At 69.0% G+C, this 19,542-nt stretch carries 21 protein-coding genes and 1 tRNA gene; 15 read left to right on the plus strand and 7 right to left on the minus strand.

The annotated features are described in order from the left end of the window. The first annotated feature begins 26 nt into the window (after positions 1-26). From araB to araA, 3 genes are read left to right on the plus strand one after another with little or no spacing between them, the layout of a single operon-like run. Positions 27-1,697 (plus strand): ribulokinase, encoded by a 1,671-nt coding sequence (araB, locus tag AB0H88_RS24770; RefSeq protein WP_357648194.1) that lies wholly within the window; start codon positions 27-29, stop codon positions 1,695-1,697. Then, on the plus strand, positions 1,694-2,356 hold the full coding sequence (locus tag AB0H88_RS24775; protein WP_225288802.1) for an L-ribulose-5-phosphate 4-epimerase: 663 nt from the start codon (positions 1,694-1,696) through the stop codon (positions 2,354-2,356). The genes araB and AB0H88_RS24775 overlap by 4 nt, the downstream gene beginning before the upstream one ends. Then, the gene (araA, locus tag AB0H88_RS24780) at positions 2,353-3,807 is read left to right on the plus strand and encodes an L-arabinose isomerase (protein ID WP_357648196.1); all 1,455 of its coding nucleotides are present in this window, start codon (positions 2,353-2,355) and stop codon (positions 3,805-3,807) included. The genes AB0H88_RS24775 and araA overlap by 4 nt, the downstream gene beginning before the upstream one ends. Here araA and AB0H88_RS24785 read toward each other — a convergent pair. Then, complete coding sequence (locus AB0H88_RS24785; RefSeq protein ID WP_357648198.1) at positions 3,804-4,157, minus strand: PLDc N-terminal domain-containing protein; 354 nt, start codon at positions 4,155-4,157, stop codon at positions 3,804-3,806. The genes araA and AB0H88_RS24785 overlap by 4 nt on opposite strands. A 151-nt stretch (positions 4,158-4,308) precedes the next feature. Here AB0H88_RS24785 and AB0H88_RS24790 point away from each other — a divergent pair, with 151 nt between their 5' ends. Continuing rightward, positions 4,309-5,472 carry an FAD-binding protein gene (locus AB0H88_RS24790; protein WP_357648200.1) on the plus strand — a complete coding sequence of 388 codons (1,164 nt, stop codon included), beginning with the start codon at positions 4,309-4,311 and terminating at the stop codon, positions 5,470-5,472. Positions 5,473-5,508: 36 nt separating this feature from the next. Next, a complete protein-coding gene (locus tag AB0H88_RS24795) occupies positions 5,509-5,901 on the plus strand; it encodes a DUF3224 domain-containing protein (protein WP_357648202.1) in 393 nt (130 codons plus the stop codon). Here the strand turns inward: AB0H88_RS24795 and AB0H88_RS24800 are convergent. The 3 genes from AB0H88_RS24800 to AB0H88_RS24810 form a co-directional block, all read right to left on the minus strand. Then, positions 5,898-6,209: a hypothetical protein gene (locus AB0H88_RS24800; RefSeq protein WP_357648204.1), complete on the minus strand. Its 312-nt coding sequence runs from the start codon at positions 6,207-6,209 to the stop codon at positions 5,898-5,900. The genes AB0H88_RS24795 and AB0H88_RS24800 overlap by 4 nt on opposite strands. Beyond that, positions 6,173-6,496: a hypothetical protein gene (locus tag AB0H88_RS24805; protein ID WP_357648206.1), complete on the minus strand. Its 324-nt coding sequence runs from the start codon at positions 6,494-6,496 to the stop codon at positions 6,173-6,175. Before AB0H88_RS24805 ends, AB0H88_RS24800 begins: the two co-directional genes overlap by 37 nt. An 82-nt stretch (positions 6,497-6,578) precedes the next feature. After that, positions 6,579-6,989, minus strand: a complete 411-nt coding sequence (locus AB0H88_RS24810) for a hemerythrin domain-containing protein (protein ID WP_357648207.1) — start codon at positions 6,987-6,989, stop codon at positions 6,579-6,581. A 56-nt stretch (positions 6,990-7,045) separates the two neighbouring features. On the opposite strand from AB0H88_RS24810, the gene AB0H88_RS24815 reads away from it, so the two are divergent. The 5 genes from AB0H88_RS24815 to AB0H88_RS24835 all read left to right on the plus strand — a co-directional run bounded on the left by AB0H88_RS24815 (position 7,046) and on the right by AB0H88_RS24835 (position 11,831). Then, a complete protein-coding gene (locus tag AB0H88_RS24815) occupies positions 7,046-7,744 on the plus strand; it encodes a helix-turn-helix domain-containing protein (RefSeq protein WP_357648209.1) in 699 nt (232 codons plus the stop codon). Next, entirely contained in the window at positions 7,728-8,813 is a 1,086-nt protein-coding gene (locus tag AB0H88_RS24820) for a class I SAM-dependent methyltransferase (protein ID WP_357648211.1), read from the plus strand. The genes AB0H88_RS24815 and AB0H88_RS24820 overlap by 17 nt, the downstream gene beginning before the upstream one ends. Positions 8,814-8,882: 69 nt before the next feature. Continuing rightward, positions 8,883-9,902 carry a 3-oxoacyl-[acyl-carrier-protein] synthase III C-terminal domain-containing protein gene (locus AB0H88_RS24825; RefSeq protein WP_357648213.1) on the plus strand — a complete coding sequence of 340 codons (1,020 nt, stop codon included), beginning with the start codon at positions 8,883-8,885 and terminating at the stop codon, positions 9,900-9,902. A 197-nt stretch (positions 9,903-10,099) separates the two neighbouring features. Further along, complete coding sequence (locus AB0H88_RS24830) at positions 10,100-11,629, plus strand: von Willebrand factor type A domain-containing protein (RefSeq protein WP_357648215.1); 1,530 nt, start codon at positions 10,100-10,102, stop codon at positions 11,627-11,629. A 129-nt stretch (positions 11,630-11,758) separates the two neighbouring features. Next, positions 11,759-11,831: transfer RNA gene (locus AB0H88_RS24835), tRNA-Ala, on the plus strand. Between the two features lie 376 nt (positions 11,832-12,207). Here the strand turns inward: AB0H88_RS24835 and AB0H88_RS24840 are convergent. Continuing rightward, positions 12,208-12,540, minus strand: a complete 333-nt coding sequence (locus AB0H88_RS24840) for a helix-turn-helix domain-containing protein (protein ID WP_357648217.1) — start codon at positions 12,538-12,540, stop codon at positions 12,208-12,210. An 828-nt stretch (positions 12,541-13,368) separates the two neighbouring features. Here AB0H88_RS24840 and AB0H88_RS24845 point away from each other — a divergent pair. Both AB0H88_RS24845 and AB0H88_RS24850 read left to right on the plus strand, forming a co-directional pair. Then, positions 13,369-14,100, plus strand: a complete 732-nt coding sequence (locus tag AB0H88_RS24845; protein WP_357648219.1) for an NYN domain-containing protein — start codon at positions 13,369-13,371, stop codon at positions 14,098-14,100. Positions 14,101-14,322: 222 nt separating this feature from the next. Beyond that, on the plus strand, positions 14,323-14,532 hold the full coding sequence (locus AB0H88_RS24850; protein ID WP_357648221.1) for a hypothetical protein: 210 nt from the start codon (positions 14,323-14,325) through the stop codon (positions 14,530-14,532). Here the strand turns inward: AB0H88_RS24850 and AB0H88_RS24855 are convergent. Further along, positions 14,529-15,353: an alpha/beta fold hydrolase gene (locus tag AB0H88_RS24855; protein WP_357648223.1), complete on the minus strand. Its 825-nt coding sequence runs from the start codon at positions 15,351-15,353 to the stop codon at positions 14,529-14,531. The genes AB0H88_RS24850 and AB0H88_RS24855 overlap by 4 nt on opposite strands. Before the next feature lie 249 nt (positions 15,354-15,602). On the opposite strand from AB0H88_RS24855, the gene AB0H88_RS24860 reads away from it, so the two are divergent. Further along, complete coding sequence (locus AB0H88_RS24860) at positions 15,603-16,049, plus strand: group II truncated hemoglobin (RefSeq protein ID WP_357648225.1); 447 nt, start codon at positions 15,603-15,605, stop codon at positions 16,047-16,049. A 77-nt stretch (positions 16,050-16,126) separates the two neighbouring features. Here the strand turns inward: AB0H88_RS24860 and AB0H88_RS24865 are convergent, their stop codons facing one another. Further along, complete coding sequence (locus tag AB0H88_RS24865; RefSeq protein ID WP_357648227.1) at positions 16,127-16,756, minus strand: hypothetical protein; 630 nt, start codon at positions 16,754-16,756, stop codon at positions 16,127-16,129. Between the two features lie 604 nt (positions 16,757-17,360). On the opposite strand from AB0H88_RS24865, the gene AB0H88_RS24870 reads away from it, so the two are divergent. Beyond that, positions 17,361-18,056, plus strand: coding sequence for a TetR family transcriptional regulator (locus AB0H88_RS24870; RefSeq protein ID WP_357648229.1), 696 nt, complete (start codon positions 17,361-17,363; stop codon positions 18,054-18,056). Further along, on the plus strand, positions 18,053-19,537 hold the full coding sequence (locus AB0H88_RS24875; protein WP_357648231.1) for an FAD-dependent monooxygenase: 1,485 nt from the start codon (positions 18,053-18,055) through the stop codon (positions 19,535-19,537). The genes AB0H88_RS24870 and AB0H88_RS24875 overlap by 4 nt, the downstream gene beginning before the upstream one ends. Positions 19,538-19,542 lie beyond the last annotated feature (5 nt).

Here is a 19,542-nt window from a genome sequence, read left to right on the forward strand (position 1 = left end):
CGCCGTACCGGATATAGGGAGATTGTGTGAACGCTAACAACAACACATACGTGATCGGTGTCGACTTCGGCACGCTGTCCGGCCGCGCCGTGGTGGTGCGGGTGGGCGACGGCGCCGAGGTCGGTACCGCCGTGCACGAGTACGCGCACCGCGTCATCGAGGACCGGCTGCCCGGCTCCGAGGTCCGGCTGGGACCCGACTGGGCGCTGCAGTCCCCGCAGGACTGGCTGGACGTGCTGCGCACCGCGGTGCCCGAGGCCGTGGCCGCGGCCGGGATCGACCCGGCACAGGTCGTCGGCCTGGGCACCGACTTCACCGCGTGCACGGTGCTGCCGACCACCCGTGACGGCACGCCGCTCGCCTTCCAGACGCCCGAGCGGCCGCACGCCTGGCCCAAGCTGTGGAAGCACCACGCGGCGCAGGCGCACGCCGACCGGATCAACGAACTGGCCGCGCGGCGCGGGGAGAGCTGGCTGCCGCGCTACGGCGGCAAGATCTCCTCGGAGTGGGAGTTCGCCAAGGGACTGCAGGTGCTCGAAGAGGACCCGGAGACCTACGGGCGGGCCGAGCGGTGGATCGAGGCGGCCGACTGGATCATCTGGCAGCTCACCGGGGTCGAGACCCGCAACGTCTGCACCGCCGGATACAAGGGGATTTTTCAGGATGGGGGCTATCCGTCTGAGGACTTCCTCGCCGCCCTCAACCCCGGCTTCTCCGGATTTGTCAGCAAGTTGGGGCAGGAGCTGTCTCCGCTGGGCGGGCTCGCCGGCCGGCTGACCGCGCAGGCCGCCGAGTGGACCAAGCTGCCCGAGGGCATCGCTATCGCGGTCGGCAACGTCGACGCGCACGTCACCTCCGCCGCGGCCGACGCGGTCCGGCCCGGCCAGATGGTCGCCATCATGGGCACCTCCACCTGCCACGTGATGCCGTCCGACCAGCTGGCCGAGGTGCCCGGCATGTGCGGGGTGGTCCGCGACGGGATCGTGCCGGGGCTGTGGGGGTACGAGGCGGGACAGTCGGGTGTGGGCGACATCTTCGCCTGGTTCGTCGACAACGCCGTGCCCGCCTCGTACGCGCGGCTCGCGGCGGAGCGGGGACAGTCGGTGCACGACTACCTGACCGAGCTGGCCGCCGGGCAGCGGGTCGGGCAGCACGGCCTGGTCGCGCTCGACTGGCACAACGGCAACCGCTCGGTGCTGGTCGACCACGACCTGTCCGGCGTGGTCGTCGGCCAGACCCTGGCCACCAGGCCCGAGGACGTCTACCGCGCGCTCATCGAGGCCACCGCGTTCGGCGCCCGGGTGATCGTCGAGACGTTCGAGGCGTCGGGCGTGCCGGTGGCGGAGTTCGTGGTGGCCGGCGGCCTGCTGAAGAACCACTTCCTCATGCAGGTCTACGCCGACGTGCTGCGCCGGCCGCTCTCGATCATCGACTCCGAGCAGGGCCCCGCGCTCGGCTCGGCGATCCACGCGGCCGTCGCGGCGGGCGCGTACGACGACATCCAGCAGGCCGCGGCCGTGATGGGCGCGCGGCAGGAGAACGCCTACGTGCCCGACGCGGACCGGGCCGACGCCTACGACCGGCTCTATGCCGAATACCGCACGCTGCACGACTACTTCGGGGATGGACGAATGCTGCACACGCTACGCGCGATCAGGAACGAGGCCCGCGAGGGCTCGGCCGGGGTGAGCTCATGACCGAGGCAATGCGGAAGACGGTCTGCGACCTGCACGCCGAGCTGGTGCGCAACAACCTCGTCGCCTGGACCGCCGGGAACGTCTCCGGCCGGGTCCCCGGCGAGGACCTGTTCGTCATCAAGCCGTCCGGGGTCACCTACGACGAGCTGACGCCGGAGAACATGGTCGTCTGCGACCTCGACGGCAACCTGGTGGCCGGCGAGCACGCGCCGTCCAGCGACACCGCCGCGCACGCCTACGTCTATCGCGCCATGCCGGAAGTGAACGGGGTGGTGCACACCCACTCCACCTACGCCTCCGCCTGGGCGGCGCGCGGCGAGGCCATCCCGTGCGTGCTGACCGCCATGGCCGACGAGTTCGGCGGCGAGATCCCGGTCGGGCCGTTCGCGCTGATCGGTGACGACTCCATCGGCCAGGGCATCGTGAAGACGCTCAAGGGGCACCGCTCGCGGGCCGTGCTGATGCAGAACCACGGCGTCTTCACCATCGGCCCGACCCCCAAAGCCGCGGTCAAGGCCGCCGTGATGTGCGAGGACGTCGCCCGTACGGTGCACGTGGCCCGGCAGCTCGGCGAGCCGCTGGCCATCGCCCAGGACGACATCGACCGCCTGTACGACCGCTATCAGAACGTCTACGGACAACAGAGGAGCCCGCGTTGAACATCTGGTTTCTGACCGGCAGCCAGGGGCTGTACGGCGAGGACACGCTGCGCCAGGTCGCCGAGCAGTCGCAGCGGATCGCCGCGGCGCTCCCGGTACCCGTCGAGTGGAAGCCCGTGCTCACCGACGCGGCCGCGATCAGGCGGGTGATGCTGGAGGCCAACGCCGACGACTCGTGCGCCGGCGTGATCGCCTGGATGCACACCTTCTCCCCGGCCAAGATGTGGATCGCCGGGCTGGACACGCTGCGCAAGCCGCTGCTGCACCTGCACACGCAGGCCAACGTGGAGCTGCCGTGGAGCTCCATCGACATGGACTTCATGAACCTCAACCAGGCCGCGCACGGCGACCGCGAGTTCGGCCACATCCAGACCCGGCTGGGCGTGCCGCGCAAGACCGTGGCCGGGCACGTCAGCGACCCGTTCGTGGCCGACCGGGTGCTCGCCTGGTCGCGGGCGGCGGCGGGCCTGGCGGAGGTGCGTACGCTCAAGCTCGCCAGGTTCGGCGACAACATGCGCGACGTCGCCGTCACCGAGGGCGACAAGGTCGAGGCGCAGCTGCGCTTCGGCGTCTCGGTCAACACCTACGGCGTCAACGAGCTGGTCGAGGCCGTGGACGCCGCCTCCGACGCGGACGTGACGGCGCTGGTCAAGGAGTACGCCGAGCTCTACCGGGTGGCGCCGGAGCTGCTGGGCGAGCGGAACGAGTCGCTGCGCTACGCCGCCAGGATCGAGCTGGGCCTGCGCGGCTTCCTGGAGGCCGGCGGATTCCGCGCGTTCACCACGAACTTCGAGGACCTCGGCGGCCTGCGCCAGCTCCCCGGCCTGGCCGTGCAGCGGCTGATGGCCGACGGGTACGGCTTCGGCGGCGAGGGCGACTGGAAGACCTCGGTACTCCTGCGCACCCTCAAGGCCATGGCGCCGGGCGGCACCTCGTTCATGGAGGACTACACCTACAACATGACGCCGGGCGAGGAGCTCATCCTCGGCGCGCACATGCTGGAGGTCTGCCCGTCGATCGCCACGGGCACCCCGTCGTGCGAGATCCACCCGCTGGGCATCGGCGGCCGGGAGGACCCGGTGCGGCTGGTGTTCGACGCCGAGCCGGGTCCCGGCGTCGTCGTCGGGCTCGCCGACATGGGGGACCGGTTCCGGCTGGTGGCCAACGAGATCGACATCGTCGCGCCGCCGCACCCGCTGCCCAACCTGCCGGTGGCGCGCGCGGTCTGGCGGCCCCGCCCGAACCTGCGTACCTCCGCCGAGGCGTGGCTGACCGCCGGCGCGCCGCACCACACCGTGCTCTCGACTGCGGTGGGCACCGAAGAGCTGACCGACCTGGCCGACATGCTCGGGGTCGAGCTGCTCGTCATCGACGCGGACACGACGGCTCGGGGATTCGCCAAGGAACTGCGCTGGAACCAGGCGTACTACCGGCTGGCGCAGGGCTTCTAGTCGCCGTTGGGGGTGTCGTCAGGTGGCTTGGGGGCGTTCCTGCGCTGTTCCTCGGCCCGCTCGCGGAGGCGGCGCAGGAACTCCTCGTCGTCGTCGGGGTTGCTCGCGGTCGCGCGCCCAGGCCGGTCGTACTCGGGGAACCCGGTCGGCCGCGCCGCCGGGAGCGCCTGCGGCCGCCCGGCCACCAGCCAGATGATGGAGCCGACCAGCGGGAACAGCAGGACGACGAGCACCCAGAGGATCTTCGGCAGGTTGCGGCACGCCTCTTCCGGCGTGGTGATCGCGTCGAAGAGGCAGTACAGCCAGAGCACGAGCGTGGCCAGACCGAGGGCCTCGGACAGGTAGAGCACGGAATTCTCCTCGGCGGCGCCCTGAGCGCCTATGTCGTCGGCGCTTTCGTCGGCGGCACCCGAAACTAGCGCCCCCTCGCGGCGCTGACAAGAGCTATGGAACTGTAGGGCAGTGACGTTGAAGAATTGGGCGGGAAACATCGCCTTTCAGATGAAAAACGTGCATCATCCCTCCGCCCTGGACGAGCTCCAGAGCCTGGTCGCCGGCACTGCCTCCATCCGGGCGTTAGGCAGTGGCCACTCCTTCAACGACGTCGCCGACTCGACGGGTGACCTGGTCGCTCTGGATCGCCTGCCGTACGAGATCGAGATCGACAGGGCCGCGGCGCGCGTGCGGGTCGGCGGGCGGGTGACGTACGCGGAGCTCGCGCCCGTGCTGCACGCCGGCGGGTTCGCGCTCGGCAACCTGGCCTCGCTGCCGCACATCTCGGTGGCGGGTTCGGTCGCGACCGGCACGCACGGCTCCGGCGGCGGCAACCAGAGCCTGTCGGCGGCCGTGGCGGCGCTGGACCTCGTCACCGCCGACGGCTCCCTGGTCACCCTCGCGCGGGGCGAGGCCGACTTCCCCGGCGCGGTCGTGGCGCTCGGCGCGCTCGGCGTCGTCACCTCGGTCACGCTCGACCTGGTGCCCGCCTTCGAGCTGCGCCAGTACGTCCGGGAGGGCCTGCCCGACGACTTCGACTTCGAGGCCGTCATGTCGGCCGGCTACAGCGTGAGCCTGTTCACCGACTGGCTGGCGACCAACGTGTGGCTCAAGCGCCGCAGCGAGCTGCCCTCCGGCGACTGGCACGGCACCCGCGCGGCCGACGGGCCCCGCCACCCGGTGCCGGGCATGCCGGCCGGCAGCTGCACCGAGCAGCTCGGCGTGCCGGGGCCGTGGCACGAGCGGCTGCCGCACTTCCGGGCCGACTCGCCGCCGAGCAGCGCGGGCGACGAGCTGCAGTCGGAGTTCCTGCTGCCCAGGGGGCGCGCGGCCGAGGCGCTGCGCGAGCTGCGGGCCATCGGCGACCGCCTCCGGCCGGTGCTGCAGATCTCCGAGGTACGCACGATCGCCGCCGACGACCTGTGGCTCAGCCCGTATCTCGGCCGCGACACCGTGGGCGTGCACTTCACCTGGGTCAAGGACACCGCGGCGGTGCTGCCGGTGGTCGAGCTGGTCGAGGAGCGGCTGGCGCCGTTCGATCCCCGGCCGCACTGGGGCAAGCTGTTCACCCGGTGGCCGTCGTGCCCGGAGCGCTTCCGGGACCTGGTGGGGCGCTACGACCCGGCGGGCAAGTTCCGCAACGACTTCGTACGGACGCTGCTGGATACCTGACCGGATCTGACAGGTATGACCCGCATCATGGGAGGCATGACAGCCAAGGGAAGCTTCGACACCGCCGACTGGACCCCCCAGCCTCCGTACGAGGAGGGCGACGGCGTGTCGCTCGCCCACGTCACGCTGGGCAAGACCTTCCACGGCGACCTGACCGGCACCAGCCTGGTCAGCATGATCATGGCGTTGACCCCGGTGGCGGACTCCCGTGCGTACGTGGCGATGGAGCGGGTCGTGGGGATGCTGGAAGGGCGGTCGGGCAGCTTCGTCCTGCAGCACTTCGCGGTGGGCGACCGGGGCGAGCAGTCACTGCGCGTCTCGGTCGTCCCGGACTCGGGCACTGGCGGGCTGAGCGGCCTCAGGGGCGAGATGGACATCCTCATCGCTCCTGACGGCTCGCACTCGTACGTCTTCGACTACCGGTTCTAAGGAGCGGGAACGGGAGCGGCGACGCGGCGAGCGGCGAACGCGAGCAGGACCAGCGCGCCGAGGCCGAACACGATGTGGCTGACCAGGTTGAGCGGGGGAGGCGTCGGCACGATCGTCTGGTCGGCGTCCGTCCGGTGGGTCTGCGGGTCGGCGCTGGTCCGGCGCGGTAGGCGGAAGGTCAGCACGACGAGTGCCACCACGATCAGCACGATCGACACCAGTTGCGGCACGGACGCCAGGAAGTGCCCGTTCATGTAGCTGAACACTGTCGTCAGGGCCGCGCCCAGCACGGCCAGCACGGCCAGCACGGCGGTGACGGCCAGCCCGACCTTGCCGAGCCACGGCGTGGTGCGCCGCGCACGGTCAGCTCCTCTGTCAGCGCGATGGGCACGCTCATGCTCCACACGGTGTGCAGCGCCAGCACGAACAGCGTCCACGGCACCCCGATCCCCAAGGCCGGCACGAACCCGAGATCGAGCAGCCGCTGACCGGCGTAGTTGGGGTTGAACAGCGACATCGTCATGATCCCCTCCTCGAACACGCCGTAGGCGAGGGACAGGAGGGCGAGCCCGAAGGCCGGCAGGATTCGTCGCATGCCACCGATCCTTCCGAGAACCGGGCGCGCCGGGAGGTGCCATCCATCCTGACCTCGCTATGACAATCGTCTTATGACGCGGCTAGAGCCCTTCCGGGAAGTCGGTCATCGCGTTGAGCAGTGGTACCAACTGCTCCTCCTCGTAGTCGAGGTGCGCCTCCAGTTCGCGGGACAGCCGATCGAGCTCGGCGCCGACGTCACCCTCGTCGGGGAGCTCGCGGATCCGCGCCAGCAGTCGCGCCACCACCTCGTGCTCGGCGCGCAGCCGGGCCAGCACCTCCACCAGCTCGGGATGCGCGTCCGCCAGGTGCGGGAACAGCACGCCGTCCTCGCCGGTGTGATGGGCGTGCAGCGCGTCGCAGAACGTCAGGCAGTGCTCCCGCAGTTCGGACCGCGAGCCGGGTGCCCGCCGCAGCTCCGCGAGCTCCCGCCGGAAGCCGTCGTGCAGCTTCACCAGTTCGTCACCCATGGCGATGAGTCGTTCGTCGCTCATGTCGCACCACCTCCTGTACCAAGTTTTTATACGCGTATAGAAAGTAGCATGACAGGATGCCCGCACGTACTGGACGGCCGCCCAAGATCTCCAGGGCGGACATCGTGTCCGCCGCTCACCGGCTCATCGAGGCCGAAGGGACGGAGAGCCTGACGATGCGCAGGCTGGCCCGTGAGGTCGGCACCACGCCCATGGCCCTCTACCACCACGTGCACGACAAGGAGGAGCTGCTCCTGCTGCTGCTCGACGACTACGCGGCGGCGATGCCCCGGCCCGAGCTCCCGGACGAGCCGGGGGAGCGGATGGCCGCGGCGGCCATCGCCATGCACGAGGCGCTGGCGGGGGTCCCGTGGATCGTGGACGTCCTCAGGGCGGACGACCTGCTCTCGGTCAACGCGCTGTGGTACCCGGAGACGATCATTGACGCGGCCGTACGCGCCGGGCTGCCCCTGGAGCGGGCCGTGGCCGCGTACCGGATCATCTGGCATTACACGGCGGGGGAGATCACCGCGCGGGCGGCGGCGCTGCGCAGGCGGGAGGAGGGCAGGCCGACGTATCGGCGGCAGGTGTTCGGCGCGCTCGACGCCGAGGCGTTGCCGCGCCTCGCGGAGGTGGGCGGGCGGTGGGAGGAGCTCACCGCGCGCGACACCTACGGCGAGGGGCTGCGCGCTCTCGTGGCCGGGCTGCTGATAAATGGATTGGCCACGGGACGGTCGTCCGTGAAACGGTCGGGGTCTGATGATCAGATGGACTGAGGCGGGCGAAGAGTGTTCGGCGGCGTGGCGATCCGCACTGGAGGCGCCGCCACCGGCTCGGGTGGTGATCGCCGACGACCGGATGAAGGCCGACACCGCCTACCGCCTGGCTCGCGAGGGCACCGCCCTGCTGTGGCGCGGCGACTTCCAGAACGCCCGGCAAATGCTCCAGGCGATGGGCCGCCGGTGCGAGCCGGCCGAGCCCGGCGCCACGTTCGATCGCTACCGCCAGGCCCAGGGCCGGCGGGCGCGGACGCTCGGCCTGCTGCTGATCCCCTACGACGAAGGCCACGTCATCTCGCTCGCCCGCGCGCCCGACGTACGGCAGGCGTGCGAGGAGGTCTTCGGGCCGGCGGAGAGCCCTTACGTGGGGTCGTTGCGCGAGCTGCTCGGGCTGATCGGCGCGCACGAATGGCGCAAGAAGGGCGTCGAGGTCCCAGCGCTGGGTGCCCGGATCCATCCGCACTATGGAGTTTTCTCCCCGATTCGCGGCGAATACATTGGTCTGGTGGCCCAGGCGCCCCTGCCCGGCAAGGGGCTGGCCTTCGACCTCGGCACGGGCACCGGAGTTCTGGCCGCGGTGCTGGCCAAGCGGGGCGTCGAGCGGGTCGTGGCCACCGATCTCGACCGGCGCGCGGTGGTCTGCGCCCGCGACAACATGTCCCGGCTGGGCTTGGCCGATCGGGTCGAGGTGGTGGCGGCCGACCTGTTCCCGTCGGGGCGCGCGTCGCTCGTCGTGTGCAACCCGCCCTGGCTGCCCGCCGAGCCGTCGTCGCCGCTCGACCGGGCGGTGTACGACCCCGGCGGGGGCATGCTCCAGGGCTTCCTCGACGGCCTGGCCGAGCATCTGGAGCCGGGCGGCGAAGGTTGGCTGGTGCTGTCAGATCTGGCTGAGCACCTTGGCCTGCGGTCCCGTGCCGACCTGATGGCGGCGTTCGAGAATGCGGGGCTGCGCGTCATGGACCGGCTCGACACCCGGCCGCGCCACCGGCGCGCGTCCGACGGCACCGACCCGCTGAGGGCCGCGCGGGCCGCCGAGGTGACGTCTCTGTGGCGGCTCGCCTACTGAAGGCCCGGCGCGTACGGGCATGAGCGCGGTCGCAGGTTAGCCGGCCCCTTTCAGCGGCAGAAGAGATATATGCACATTTCGGGGGTACAGACTGTTTTGCCCGATTACCGCTACGCGCAGGCGGAGATCACCGAGGCATTCTCCCGGCTGACCGAGGCCGACCTCGACCAGCTCGAACGCTTCCACGCAGCCACCGGCGTCCAGAGCCGGAACCTGGCACTCCCGCTGGACGACTACGCCAAGCTCGACTCGTTCGGCCGCGCCAACGACATCTACCTTGAGATCGCGCTCGACCTGGCCGAACGGGCGCTCCGTGGTGCGCTGGACAAGGCGGGCGTATCGCCGCGGCGAGTGGATCACCTGGTGTTCTGCTCGACCACCGGCCTCGCCACGCCGTCCTTGGACGCGCGGCTGATGCAGCGCGTGGGGCTGCGGCCGGACGTCAAGCGGGTGCCGGTGTTCGGGCTGGGCTGCGCGGCCGGGGCCTCGGGCCTGTCGCGGCTGAACGACTACCTGCGCGGCTGGCCCGAACAGGTGGCGGCGCTGGTCTGCGTGGAAATGTGCTCGCTGACCACCCAGCGCGACGACACCTCGATCGCGAACCTGGTCGCCAGCGGCCTGTTCGGCGACGGCGCGGCGGCCGTGATCGCGATGGGACGCGGCCACGGGCCGGAGGTGGTGGCCACGCGCAGCCGGCTGTACTCGGGCACTGAGCACCTCATGGGCTGGCAGGTGAGCGAGCGGGGTTTTCGCCTCGTGCTGGACGCCGAACTCACCGCCTTCGTGGAGAAGGTGCTCGCGGGCGACATCAGGGGCTTCCTCGCCGACAACGGACTCACCCCCGAACAGGTCGGCACCTGGATCTGCCACCCGGGCGGCCCGAAGGTGATCGACAAGCTCGTGGAGCGACTGGGCCTGGATCCGGCGGCTCTGGAGGTCACGTGGCGGTCACTGCGCGAGCACGGGAACATGTCGTCGGTCTCGGTCCTGCACGTCCTGCAGGAAACGCGCGGCCGTCCGGGCGAGCCGGCCGTTCTCCTCGCCCTTGGGCCCGGTTTCTCGGCCGAGTTGCTCCTGCTGCACTGGTGAGCCCTTTGTGTTCGCCTGGTTCACCGTGCTGGCGTTCACGCTGGTGAACGCGGAGTTGTCCACGATTCGCAGCCGGGTGGAGGAGGCGGCGCCGGTCGGCTGAGCGGATCACGTGTTGATCGCGGTTTGTGCTCGCTTGCGTCACCGGCCCGGCCACGCCATTTCCGGGAGCCGTCATACGGCCGGAGGTGGTTGCGATGAAATTTCGTCCTTTGGCGATCAGCGTCGGAATTGCTGGACTACTGGCACTGGCCGCTTGCGGCGGTCCCGGGGGAACCAAGGGAGACTCCGCTCTACGGGCGCCCGCTTCGTCCAGAGCCGCACCGACGGCTTCGTCCGGGCCCGAACTCCCCGCAGACGCCAAGCCCGAGGCTCGGGCGAGCGCGTCCGCGAAGAACCAGAGTGCCGCTCCCGAGGAACAGAAGGACACGTCGGCGGCGCAGATCTCGACGTTCGCCCTGGACGTGGACACCGCTTCGTACACCTATGCCCGCCGTACCCTCCAGGAAGGACGCTGGCCCGAACCGGGGCAGATCCGGCCGGAGGAGTTCGTCAATTCGTTCCGGCAGGACTACGCGCAGCCGCGGGACGACGGGTTCACCGTGCACGTCGACGGCGCCATGATGCCGTCACGCAACCAGGCCGTCCTGCGCGTCGGCCTGCAGACCCGCGCCTCCGACGCGGCGGCGCGGCGCCCCGCCAACCTCACCTTCGTGATCGACGTGTCGGGGTCGATGGCCGAGCCCGGTCGCCTCGACCTGGTGAAGCAGTCCCTGCACACGCTGATCGACCAGCTCGCGCCGGGCGACCAGGTGTCGATCGTCTCCTTCAGCGACGAGGCCACGGTGCTGGCCTCGATGACGCCGCTGGCCGCCCGTACCGAACTGCACGCGGCGGTCGACCAGCTGACCGTGGCCGGCAGCACCAACCTGGAGGCCGGGCTGGTCACCGGCTATGAGCAGGCGGCCAAGGCGTTCCGCCCCGCGGCCACCAACCGGGTCATCCTGCTCTCCGACGGCCTGGCCAACCAGGGCAGCACCGAGTGGCGTTCCATCCTGGACCGGGTCAAGGAGTACGCGGGCCGGCAGGTCACCCTGCTGACCGTCGGCGTCGGCCGGAACTACGGCGACCAGCTGATGGAACAGCTGGCGGACAACGGCGACGGCGCCGCCGTCTACGTCAGCACGCAGGAGGACGCGGACAAGGTCTTCGCCTCGCAGCTCCCCGCCACGATCGAACTGCGGGCCCGCGACGCCAAGGCACAGGTGGTCTTCAACCCCTCGGTGGTGGAGGGCTACCAGCTCATCGGGTACGAGAACCGCGCGCTGTCCACCGAGGAGTTCCGCGACGACACCCGGGACGGCGGCGAGATCGGCCCCGGCCACTCGGTCACGGCTCTCTACGCGGTACGCCTCAAGTCAGGCGCGACCGGGCAACTGGCCCAGGCGACCGTACGCTGGCAGGACCCCGACACCAGGAACCCCGCCGAGACGAGCAAGGCGGTGGACGTGGGGGCGCTGACCGAGTCGGTGTGGGAGAAGGCGCCGGTGCGGCTGCAGGTGGACGTGGTGGCGGCGGCTTTCGCGGTGTACATGCGGGACCGGGAGGCGTTCGGGCTGACCCTGCCGACGCTGGGGGAGCAGGCCAGGCGGCTGGCGGGGGCGGCGGAGGACCCGATGGTGACTGAGCTGGCAGGACTCATCGACAAGGCTCGCTCGGTGGGGTAGCCGTTGACCAGGAATTTTCCGGCTGGGCCGCTTCTTTGAGAGGCGGCCCAGCTGCTGGTGGCGAGGCCGCGCGGCGGCTGGCCGGGGCTGGGAGGGGGCCGGAGTCGGATACACTTGGTGCCGGTTCAAGGGGCTATGGCGCAGTTGGTAGCGCGCCTCCATGGCATGGAGGAGGTCTGGGGTTCGAATCCCCATAGCTCCACTCCCCCTCCAAGGGCTTCGTTGGGGCGGTTCGCGCTCAAGGGCCTCAGGCGTTGCCTTCCAGTCGCGCCAGGCCGCGACCCTTGAAGGACCTCCGCTTCGCTCCGGGCGCTTGATTAGGGCGTGGGCTTCGCCCACGCGTTTCCCGTCGACCGATAGGGCGATCTGAAGACCTTGTCGGCCGGACATCGATCACGCTCGATACTGTCAAACGCCAGGATGTTCTGGCTCTTAGACAGATTGCCTGTTCGGGAGCTGTGGCCGACGTGTAGGCGATCAAGACCGCTCATCGTCCAGTGTTGCGTGCGACCCGCGAAACGTCGGCCGCCCCAGTGAGCACATGTTGGGCGCCGGGGGCGTTCAAGAACCCCATCGGGTCACATGGCCGCGGTCGCGTCGCCCATGCGATAGGTGCCGTCGTCGAATGTGGCGGTCAGTTCCAGTCGTCCGCCGATGGCCTCGATGTAGCGGGCCAGCACCTCTACCGAGGTGACGTCGCCGTTCTCGATCTGGGACACGCGCATCTTGGTCACGCCCATTTTCTCGGCCACCTCGGACTGTGTGAGTCCACCGTTCCTGCGCCGTTCGGCCAGATGCCAGGCGTGCACGTACGCCTCGATCATGCGCCGGGTCTTGATCAGTTCCTCTTCTCCTCCGGCTCGCGCGACATGCTCCTCGCGGATATCGCTCCACTTCTTGAAGCTGGTCATTGGCTTTCCTCCTCGGCGCGTTCGATCGCCGGCCTGCCCCCGCCACCGTGAGGGCGCGGCAGTCGCGCGTCTCGCTCCCGCTCCTGGGGACGATGACGGCGGGTGTCACCGGCGATATGATGCCTTGTATTCGGCGAACTCATCGAAGTCTCCGCGGTCGGCCATCTCGCCAAGCGCGGCCAGGGCTCGCATTCGCACCAACCGCTGCCCCACCTCGCGGAGGGCTGCGTTGACCGTGTCCTTCTTTGTCTTCGTGCTAGAACTTCGGCGGCTATCGCCAGAGCCTGCTGGTCGATCTCGATCACGGTCTTCACCATGGTCATGGGATCACCGTCCTTCACGCTTGCAGGGCGTCATAGATATCCGCTAAGGATGTCCAGGATGTATCGCTCTTAGATCAGGGTTCCGCTTTTTGATCAGGCCCACTCTTTCCCTATAAAGGACTTCATCGGGGAGCTTCGCGCTCAAGGGCCTCCGGCGCCGCTTCCAGCCGCGAAACCTGCAGGGCCTCCGCTTCCGCTCCGGATGCTTGATTTGGGCGCGGGCTTCGCACGCGCCGTTCCCGTTGACCGATCGGGCCATCTGAAGATCTCCGCCGGAGAGATCATGATGGCTAGCTGTTGAGGGGTGGGTTCAGTTGGTCAAGCCGAGTCAGCCTGGCCAGGATGAGCGCAGCCGCGATGTCGGACATGCCGAGGGCGAACGATCTCATGACATCGCCTCCTCGTCGATCCTGTGGCGTTGGCGGTGCTGAGTCTGGCAACGTAGGTTGATGGCTTGTCATGATTCGGTAACGGAGAGTGGGCGCTTCAAGATACGGTCACACACATGCGGGTCGGAATCTACGTGGACGGCTACAACCTCTACTACGGAGCGCGGGGCCTGTGTGGACGGGGCACGCCGGGCTGGCGCTGGCTCGACCTCCGAGCCTTGGCAACCGATCTTGTTGGCCGGCGCACTAATTGGCAGGGTGCATACGTCGAGCGGGTCGTGTACTGCACCGCCCGCATAGATGGCGCTGATAACCCGGACGGCCAGCGCGATCAAAGTGTCTACCTCAACGCCCTGCGAGTTGGCCGCAGTGTCGACCACATTGAGTTCGGCTACTACGTCTCTCGGGTTAAGCATGCACCGCTGGCCGTACGAGATCGGATGGGCAGACCCGCGCTCGCCCGCTCAGCGTGGCCAATCCAGGTCTGTGGCTCCTCGGGCGCGCCGGTCCCGGATGCGAGCTTCATGGTCTCCTACGCCTACCGTGAGGAGAAGGGCTCCGACGTCAACGTCGCCTCGCACCTTCTCCTAGATGTCTTCACCGGCAGCATCGACGCAGCGGTGGTCATCTCCAACGACAGCGACCTGCGCTTTCCCATTGAGCAGGCGCGGCAGCGCGTGCCGGTCGGGCTCGTCAACCCCAGCAGTAACTATCTCGCAGGTGCGCTGCGCGGGCAGTCCTCGGAAGGCGTGGGGCGCCACTGGTGGTATCAACTGGTCGCAGGAGACCTGATGACGTGCCAACTGCCCCCAACTGTCGGGGCCTACACTCGCCCTCCGGGCTGGTGACAGTGATCGCCGACGCCTATCAAAGGTCACCTGCTATGCTGGAAGCACATACCACCCGGCTCCTTGTGGGCCGGGTTTTCTCATGTGTGCAGGCGTAGCCGTACTCGATCGCCGTCTGTGACCGTACTTCGCAATTCAAGCAGGCTCACTAGAACGCGCTTGGTTCGGGTAATAAGGGCACCACCGCACTGTGCGCACTGGACCCGCGCAACCCGCCGCCCTGTGGCGTACCCCCGGCGCGCCCTGGCCATGATCGGGGAGCCGGATGAGGCGGCCATCCTCGGGGCTGAAGCCGCGCGGGTCGCCCAGACCACCCGCTCTGGGCGTACGACTACCGTCCTGGTGGACACGATGCGGATCTTGGAGTGCTGGAGTGCGCGGCCGCACGTACGGACGTTGCGGGATGCCTTGATCGAGGGGCGCACCGCCTAATCGCCGGCCCGTAGCCAACTGGCGACGCTCTCAATGACCGACGCCTGCCAGATTCTGCTCTGGGGGTTGAGGTACTGGGGGTCGTCGTGAACGGCGAAGCCGTGCTGCGATCCCTCGATTTCCACCAAGGTACAGGTGGCGGTGGACTGCCCCACGGCGACGCGTGAGGACTCGATCGGCACCAGGGTGTCCTTGGTGCCGTGCACGATGAGCGTCGCCGCCTTGATCGCGCTGAGGACCGTATGCGGTTGCAGCCAGAAGACCTCGTTGAGGAGCGGCCGGCCGTGCCTCAGGCTCGGGGTGAAGGCGATATACCCCTGTTCGGTGACCTGCCGGGCAACGGTCTCGTCCAAGTAGTCGTCATGCCAATAGGGCCTGCTGTCGATGGTGCGCTTCTTGTAGTCGAACTGAGGGTTGAGCAGCACCAGCCGACTTACCTCGTCGGGCCTATGGGCGGCGTAGTAGCCGCAGATCCCGCCGCCGAAGCTCGCACCGAGCAGGCTGAGCCGGGTCGCTCCGGTCGCCTCGCGTACGTGAGCAAGCGCCACCCGGATGTCGTTGAGAATCGCCGAGAGAGTCAACTCCTCCTGGCGGCCCTCACTTTCCCCATGTCCGCGCAGGTCGAAGCGCAACGAGGCCAGGCCGGCCGCTCCCAGCCCGGCCGCCAACCGGGTGAAGAACCCGCCCTCCTCACGGGTCACTCCGCCTCCGTGGACCAGGACGACCGCGGACTCGGCTGATTCACCGGGCGTCACCAGCGTTGCGGCGAGATGCAGGCCCTCGAGGGTGCGAATGGCGACGGACGTACTTTGGACCGGCATGGCGCTCCTGGCGGTAGCGGGAGAAGGCCATGATCCCATCCAGGGTGCCGCTCAGGCGACCGAGTGGGTGATGGTGCCGGTGTAGGTGCCCGCGACGGCGGAGGCCGGGACGGCGATGACGAGCGTCGGCTGCCAGCCAGTGGGCGAGACGCAGTCGCGGTTCGCGTGTAAGAACCTGGCGTGCGGATGGATGCCGCGGTCTCCGGAGCTACCTAGCGCTTGGGCGATTGATGGTGTAATGATGTAATCATGGAAACTCTCTTTGAGCACGCGGGCGGCCAAGAAGGGCTCCATAGGTTCATCGACATCTTCTATGGAAGCGTCTTGTCCGATCCACTGCTCCAGCCATTGTTCGGTGAAGGACTTCCGCAGCACGTGACACATCTGACGGCTTTCACGGCCGAGACCTTCGGCGGGCCCGACCTGTTCTCCAGGGAAATGGGTGGCTTTTCCCGGCTGATCGACGCGCATCGTGGGCTGGGGATCACCGAGGAGCAGCGTCAGCGGTTCGTCGAGCTTTACATGGCGGCCGCCGATCAGGCCGGACTGCCGGAAGACGTGCCTTTCCGGGAGGCGCTGCGGTCCCATGTGGAGTTCGGGTCGAAGGTGGCGATGCAGAACTCCCATGCCGAAACCGATGACCAACTCCACCCGCTCCGAGAGGTGCCGCAGTGGGGATGGTCCGAGCCGAGCTAGCTTCCACCGCCACGTCAATCGAGGCTCCCGGTACCTTCCGCCCAGGGCCCGCGCCTGGGCGGGAAGTGCCGGGAATCCTACTTGTGCTGCAACAGCAGGGTGAACAGCACGTTGGTGGCCGTACTGAGCGCGAACATGGTCACCGCGACGATCAGGTCATCCCGCTTCCGTGACAGCAGCCCGCCCTGCGAGCCCTCCGGAACGTTGACGATGACCGCCTGGGTGAGGCCGGCGCCGAGCCGTTTCCACAGGTACTTGAAGCCCAGGCCGAGGACCAGCGGGACCATCGTGACCGGCAGCAGGCTCCACCACACCGGGCCCGAGAACGAGCCGAGGAAGCGGCTGGCGACCGCCGCGCCGACGATCGCCGCGAGGGTGCCGACGGCCAGACCGGGGATGAGGGCGAACTGCGCCCAGGTCCGCTTCTTCTCGTTGCAGATCTCCCTGATCCGGGCCGCGTCGTTCGCCGTCTCGTCCACTCGGTAGCGGAGCAGCAGGGCCGTCCCCGAGGAGAGCGTCAACTCCATGATCTTCTCGTTGTTCACGGGGTCGCGCCGGACCATCCGCACCATCTTCAGCGTCGGGGTCATCGTCGAGCCGAGGCCGTCGATGTCCGCTGATGAGTCGGACTCGTACACGACGTAGTTGCTGTCAGTCCAGATGCTGGAATAGCCGCCGGTCTGCTCGAATATCTTGGCGAGCTGCACCAACTGCTCGCGGTGGAGCTTTGTCGGCCCGAGATTCTCTTTCCTTGGTGTCCCAAGGCATCGGGGGGTGATGGCCACTAGGCTGCCTTTCGATCTTCGTAGTGGTACTGACTGGCTGTCCGGGCCCCCAGGCGCCAACTCCGAAGCGGCCGAGCTGGTTAGCGCGCCTGTCTCATTCTCTGCTTGATCGCCTGCACATGCGAACAGAATGGACATCAAGGCAATGTGTGCATAGTTCGCCCATGTGCTTATAAAGCGTAACTCGGAGCGGTTTAATGAACCGCCACTGATCCTAGCTGAAGATCGCAAATGTATTGCGTATTCTCTTCGCGTTTGCCGAAAGACGAGGTGGGTGGGTGGTTATGTCCTCGGGAACGCCGGGAGTGCCGAGTGCGACGTGGACGGTGGCGGTGAGATTTATTCACGTTAATGTTCGGGAAGGCCCTTTCCTGAATCCTTTGTGGCGGGAAGAGGGTGTTTTCCGCTCAGGTGCTGGTGGCAGCTTGCGCTGTCGGCGGGGCTCCCCATGCGGTGCAGGGGGTGACGCAGAAAGTTGCGGGATGAGAAAACTTGCCGAGTCCGCAAAATTCTGTAGTCTGGGGGCATGACCGGGCTACGCGAACGAAAGAAGCAGGCGACCCGCGACGCCCTGATGGCCGCCGCGCTCCAGCTCGCCATGGAGCGCGGCCTGGACAACGTGCGGGTCGAGGACATCGCCGAGGCGGCGGGGGTGTCGCCGCGGACGTTCAGCAACTACTTCTCCAGCAAGTGGGAGGCGCTCGCCGCCCGCCACGTCGACCGGACCAGGCACTCGGCACAGGTGCTGCGCGACAGGCCGCCGGGCGAGCCGCTGTGGGAGGCGGTGACGCGGGCCATGCTGGCGCCGTGGGAGAACGCGGAGCGGACCACGCAGCCGCCCGCCCCTGAGGTGCGGTCCGCCCTGCGGCTGCTGACCAGCGCGCCCGCCATGGAGGGGGAGTCGCTGCGGATGCTCTTCTCCGCCGACGCCGAGCTGGCCGCGGCCGTCGCCGAGCGCACCGGCACCGACCACGAACGCGACCTCTATCCGCAGCTGGTCGCCACGGCCGTGATCACGGCCACGCAGACGGCCGTGCGCCACTGGCTGCTCGTCGAGCCCGCGGTGCCGCTTCTCCCGCTGATCGAAGAGGCGATGCGACAGCTCGCCACCGGACTGCCCGACCCACTCGCCACCGGACTGCCCGACCCACTCGCCATCGGACTGCCCGACCCACTCGCCACCCGACTGTCCAACCCGACAGCACAAGGAGCGCCCCAATGACCGCGGACGTCGTCATCGCCGGTGGTGGCCCCAACGGGCTGATGCTGGCCAGTGAGCTGGCCCTGGCCGGAGTCCGGCCGATCGTTTTGGAGCGGCTGCCGGAGCGCAGCCAGGCGCCCAAGGCCAACGGCATCGTCGGGCAGGTCGTCAGGCTGCTCGACCAGCGCGGCCTCTACCGGCGCTTCCTGGGCGTCGCCGAGCCGCCGCGGCCGATCCCGATGTTCCTGTTCGGCGCGCTGCCGCTCGACCTGGCCGAGATCGAGGGCAACACGATGTACGCCATGGGCATCAAGCAGGCCCGCCTGGAGGAGCTGTTCGAGGATCGGGCCCGCGAGCTGGGCGTGGAGATCAGGCGTGGGCGGGAGCTGACCTCGCTCACCCAGGACGAGGCGGGCGTGACGCTCGAACTGGACAGCGGTGAGCGGCTGCGCACCCGCTACCTGGTCGGCTGTGACGGCGCCCACAGCACGGTCAGGAAGCAGGCCGGCATCGGCTTCCCCGGCGTGAACGCGTTCTCCGTCATCTCGCGGGCCGGCCACGTCGTCTTGCCGGAGGCGACGATCCGGATGGACCGGGCCGAGCTGGAGCTGCCCGGTGTGGGGACGGTGGCCCTGTATGCCTGGCACCGCACCGAGCGGGGCGCGTACGCCCTGCTGCCCATGAGTCCCGAGGTCCTGACGATCAGCTCCGTCGAGTGGGGCGGCGACGACCCCGGTGAGGACGTCGAGATGACGCTCGGCGAGCTGGGCGAGAGCCTGTCCAGAGTGCTGGGCGTCGACATCTCCCTGGCCGCGCCGCCCGGCCCGGGGCCGCACCTGCTGCGCCGCCTCAGCGGGCGCAACACCCGGATGGCCGACCGCTTCCGAGCGGGCAGGGTGCTGCTGGCCGGGGACGCCGCCCACGTGCACTCCGCGGTCGGGGCGCCGGGGCTGAACCTGGGCCTCCAGGACGCGGCCAACCTCGGCTGGAAGCTGGCGGCCACCGTACGCGGCACGGCGCCGCCCGGCCTGCTCGACAGCTACGACCGGGAGCGCCGGCTGGCCGCCGAGCGGGTCACCATGCACAGCAAGGCCCAGCTCGCGCTCATGTCGCCGGGGCCGGAGGTGACGGCGCTGCGCGAGGTGTTCGGTGGGCTGCTCCAGGACATGAGCGCACGTGGCCGGATATCTGCGCTCATGTCGGGCGCCGATGTCACCTATCCCATGGACGCCCCGGCGCACCCGCTGACCGGCCACTTCGTACCTGACCTGGAGCTGGAGCCCGTGCCTCTCCCCACGCTCATGCGGGAGGGCCGGCCGCTCCTGCTCGACCTCGCGGGAAGCGTTCGGAAGGACGTGTGGGACGGCCGGGTCGACGTGGTCACGGCCACGTGCGCGGCGCCGCCCGCCGCCGCGCTGCTGATCCGCCCGGACGGGTACGTGGCCTGGGCGGGCACCCCGGACGGCTCGCTGGACGAGGCTGTCAGAACCTGGTTCGGTTAACCTGA

It is taken from the genome of Nonomuraea sp. NPDC050680 (assembly GCF_040654555.1).
In the GTDB taxonomy this organism is placed as follows: Bacteria; Actinomycetota; Actinomycetes; order Streptosporangiales; family Streptosporangiaceae; genus Nonomuraea.

Bases quoted from the DNA above. Each gene is read 5' to 3' on its own strand.
- AB0H88_RS24775 (WP_225288802.1), top strand. From the start codon at position 1,694: ATGACCGAGGCAATGCGGAAGACGGTCTGCGACCTGCACGCCGAGCTG.
- AB0H88_RS24790 (WP_357648200.1), top strand. From the start codon at position 4,309: ATGAAAAACGTGCATCATCCCTCCGCCCTGGACGAGCTCCAGAGCCTG.
- AB0H88_RS24795 (WP_357648202.1), top strand. From the start codon at position 5,509: ATGACAGCCAAGGGAAGCTTCGACACCGCCGACTGGACCCCCCAGCCT.
- AB0H88_RS24805 (WP_357648206.1), bottom strand. From the start codon at position 6,496: ATGCGACGAATCCTGCCGGCCTTCGGGCTCGCCCTCCTGTCCCTCGCC.
- AB0H88_RS24810 (WP_357648207.1), bottom strand. From the start codon at position 6,989: ATGAGCGACGAACGACTCATCGCCATGGGTGACGAACTGGTGAAGCTG.
- AB0H88_RS24815 (WP_357648209.1), top strand. From the start codon at position 7,046: ATGCCCGCACGTACTGGACGGCCGCCCAAGATCTCCAGGGCGGACATC.
- AB0H88_RS24820 (WP_357648211.1), top strand. From the start codon at position 7,728: ATGATCAGATGGACTGAGGCGGGCGAAGAGTGTTCGGCGGCGTGGCGA.
- AB0H88_RS24825 (WP_357648213.1), top strand. From the start codon at position 8,883: ATGCACATTTCGGGGGTACAGACTGTTTTGCCCGATTACCGCTACGCG.
- AB0H88_RS24830 (WP_357648215.1), top strand. From the start codon at position 10,100: ATGAAATTTCGTCCTTTGGCGATCAGCGTCGGAATTGCTGGACTACTG.
- AB0H88_RS24840 (WP_357648217.1), bottom strand. From the start codon at position 12,540: ATGACCAGCTTCAAGAAGTGGAGCGATATCCGCGAGGAGCATGTCGCG.
- AB0H88_RS24845 (WP_357648219.1), top strand. From the start codon at position 13,369: ATGCGGGTCGGAATCTACGTGGACGGCTACAACCTCTACTACGGAGCG.
- AB0H88_RS24855 (WP_357648223.1), bottom strand. From the start codon at position 15,353: ATGCCGGTCCAAAGTACGTCCGTCGCCATTCGCACCCTCGAGGGCCTG.
- AB0H88_RS24860 (WP_357648225.1), top strand. From the start codon at position 15,603: ATGGAAACTCTCTTTGAGCACGCGGGCGGCCAAGAAGGGCTCCATAGG.
- AB0H88_RS24870 (WP_357648229.1), top strand. From the start codon at position 17,361: ATGACCGGGCTACGCGAACGAAAGAAGCAGGCGACCCGCGACGCCCTG.
- AB0H88_RS24875 (WP_357648231.1), top strand. From the start codon at position 18,053: ATGACCGCGGACGTCGTCATCGCCGGTGGTGGCCCCAACGGGCTGATG.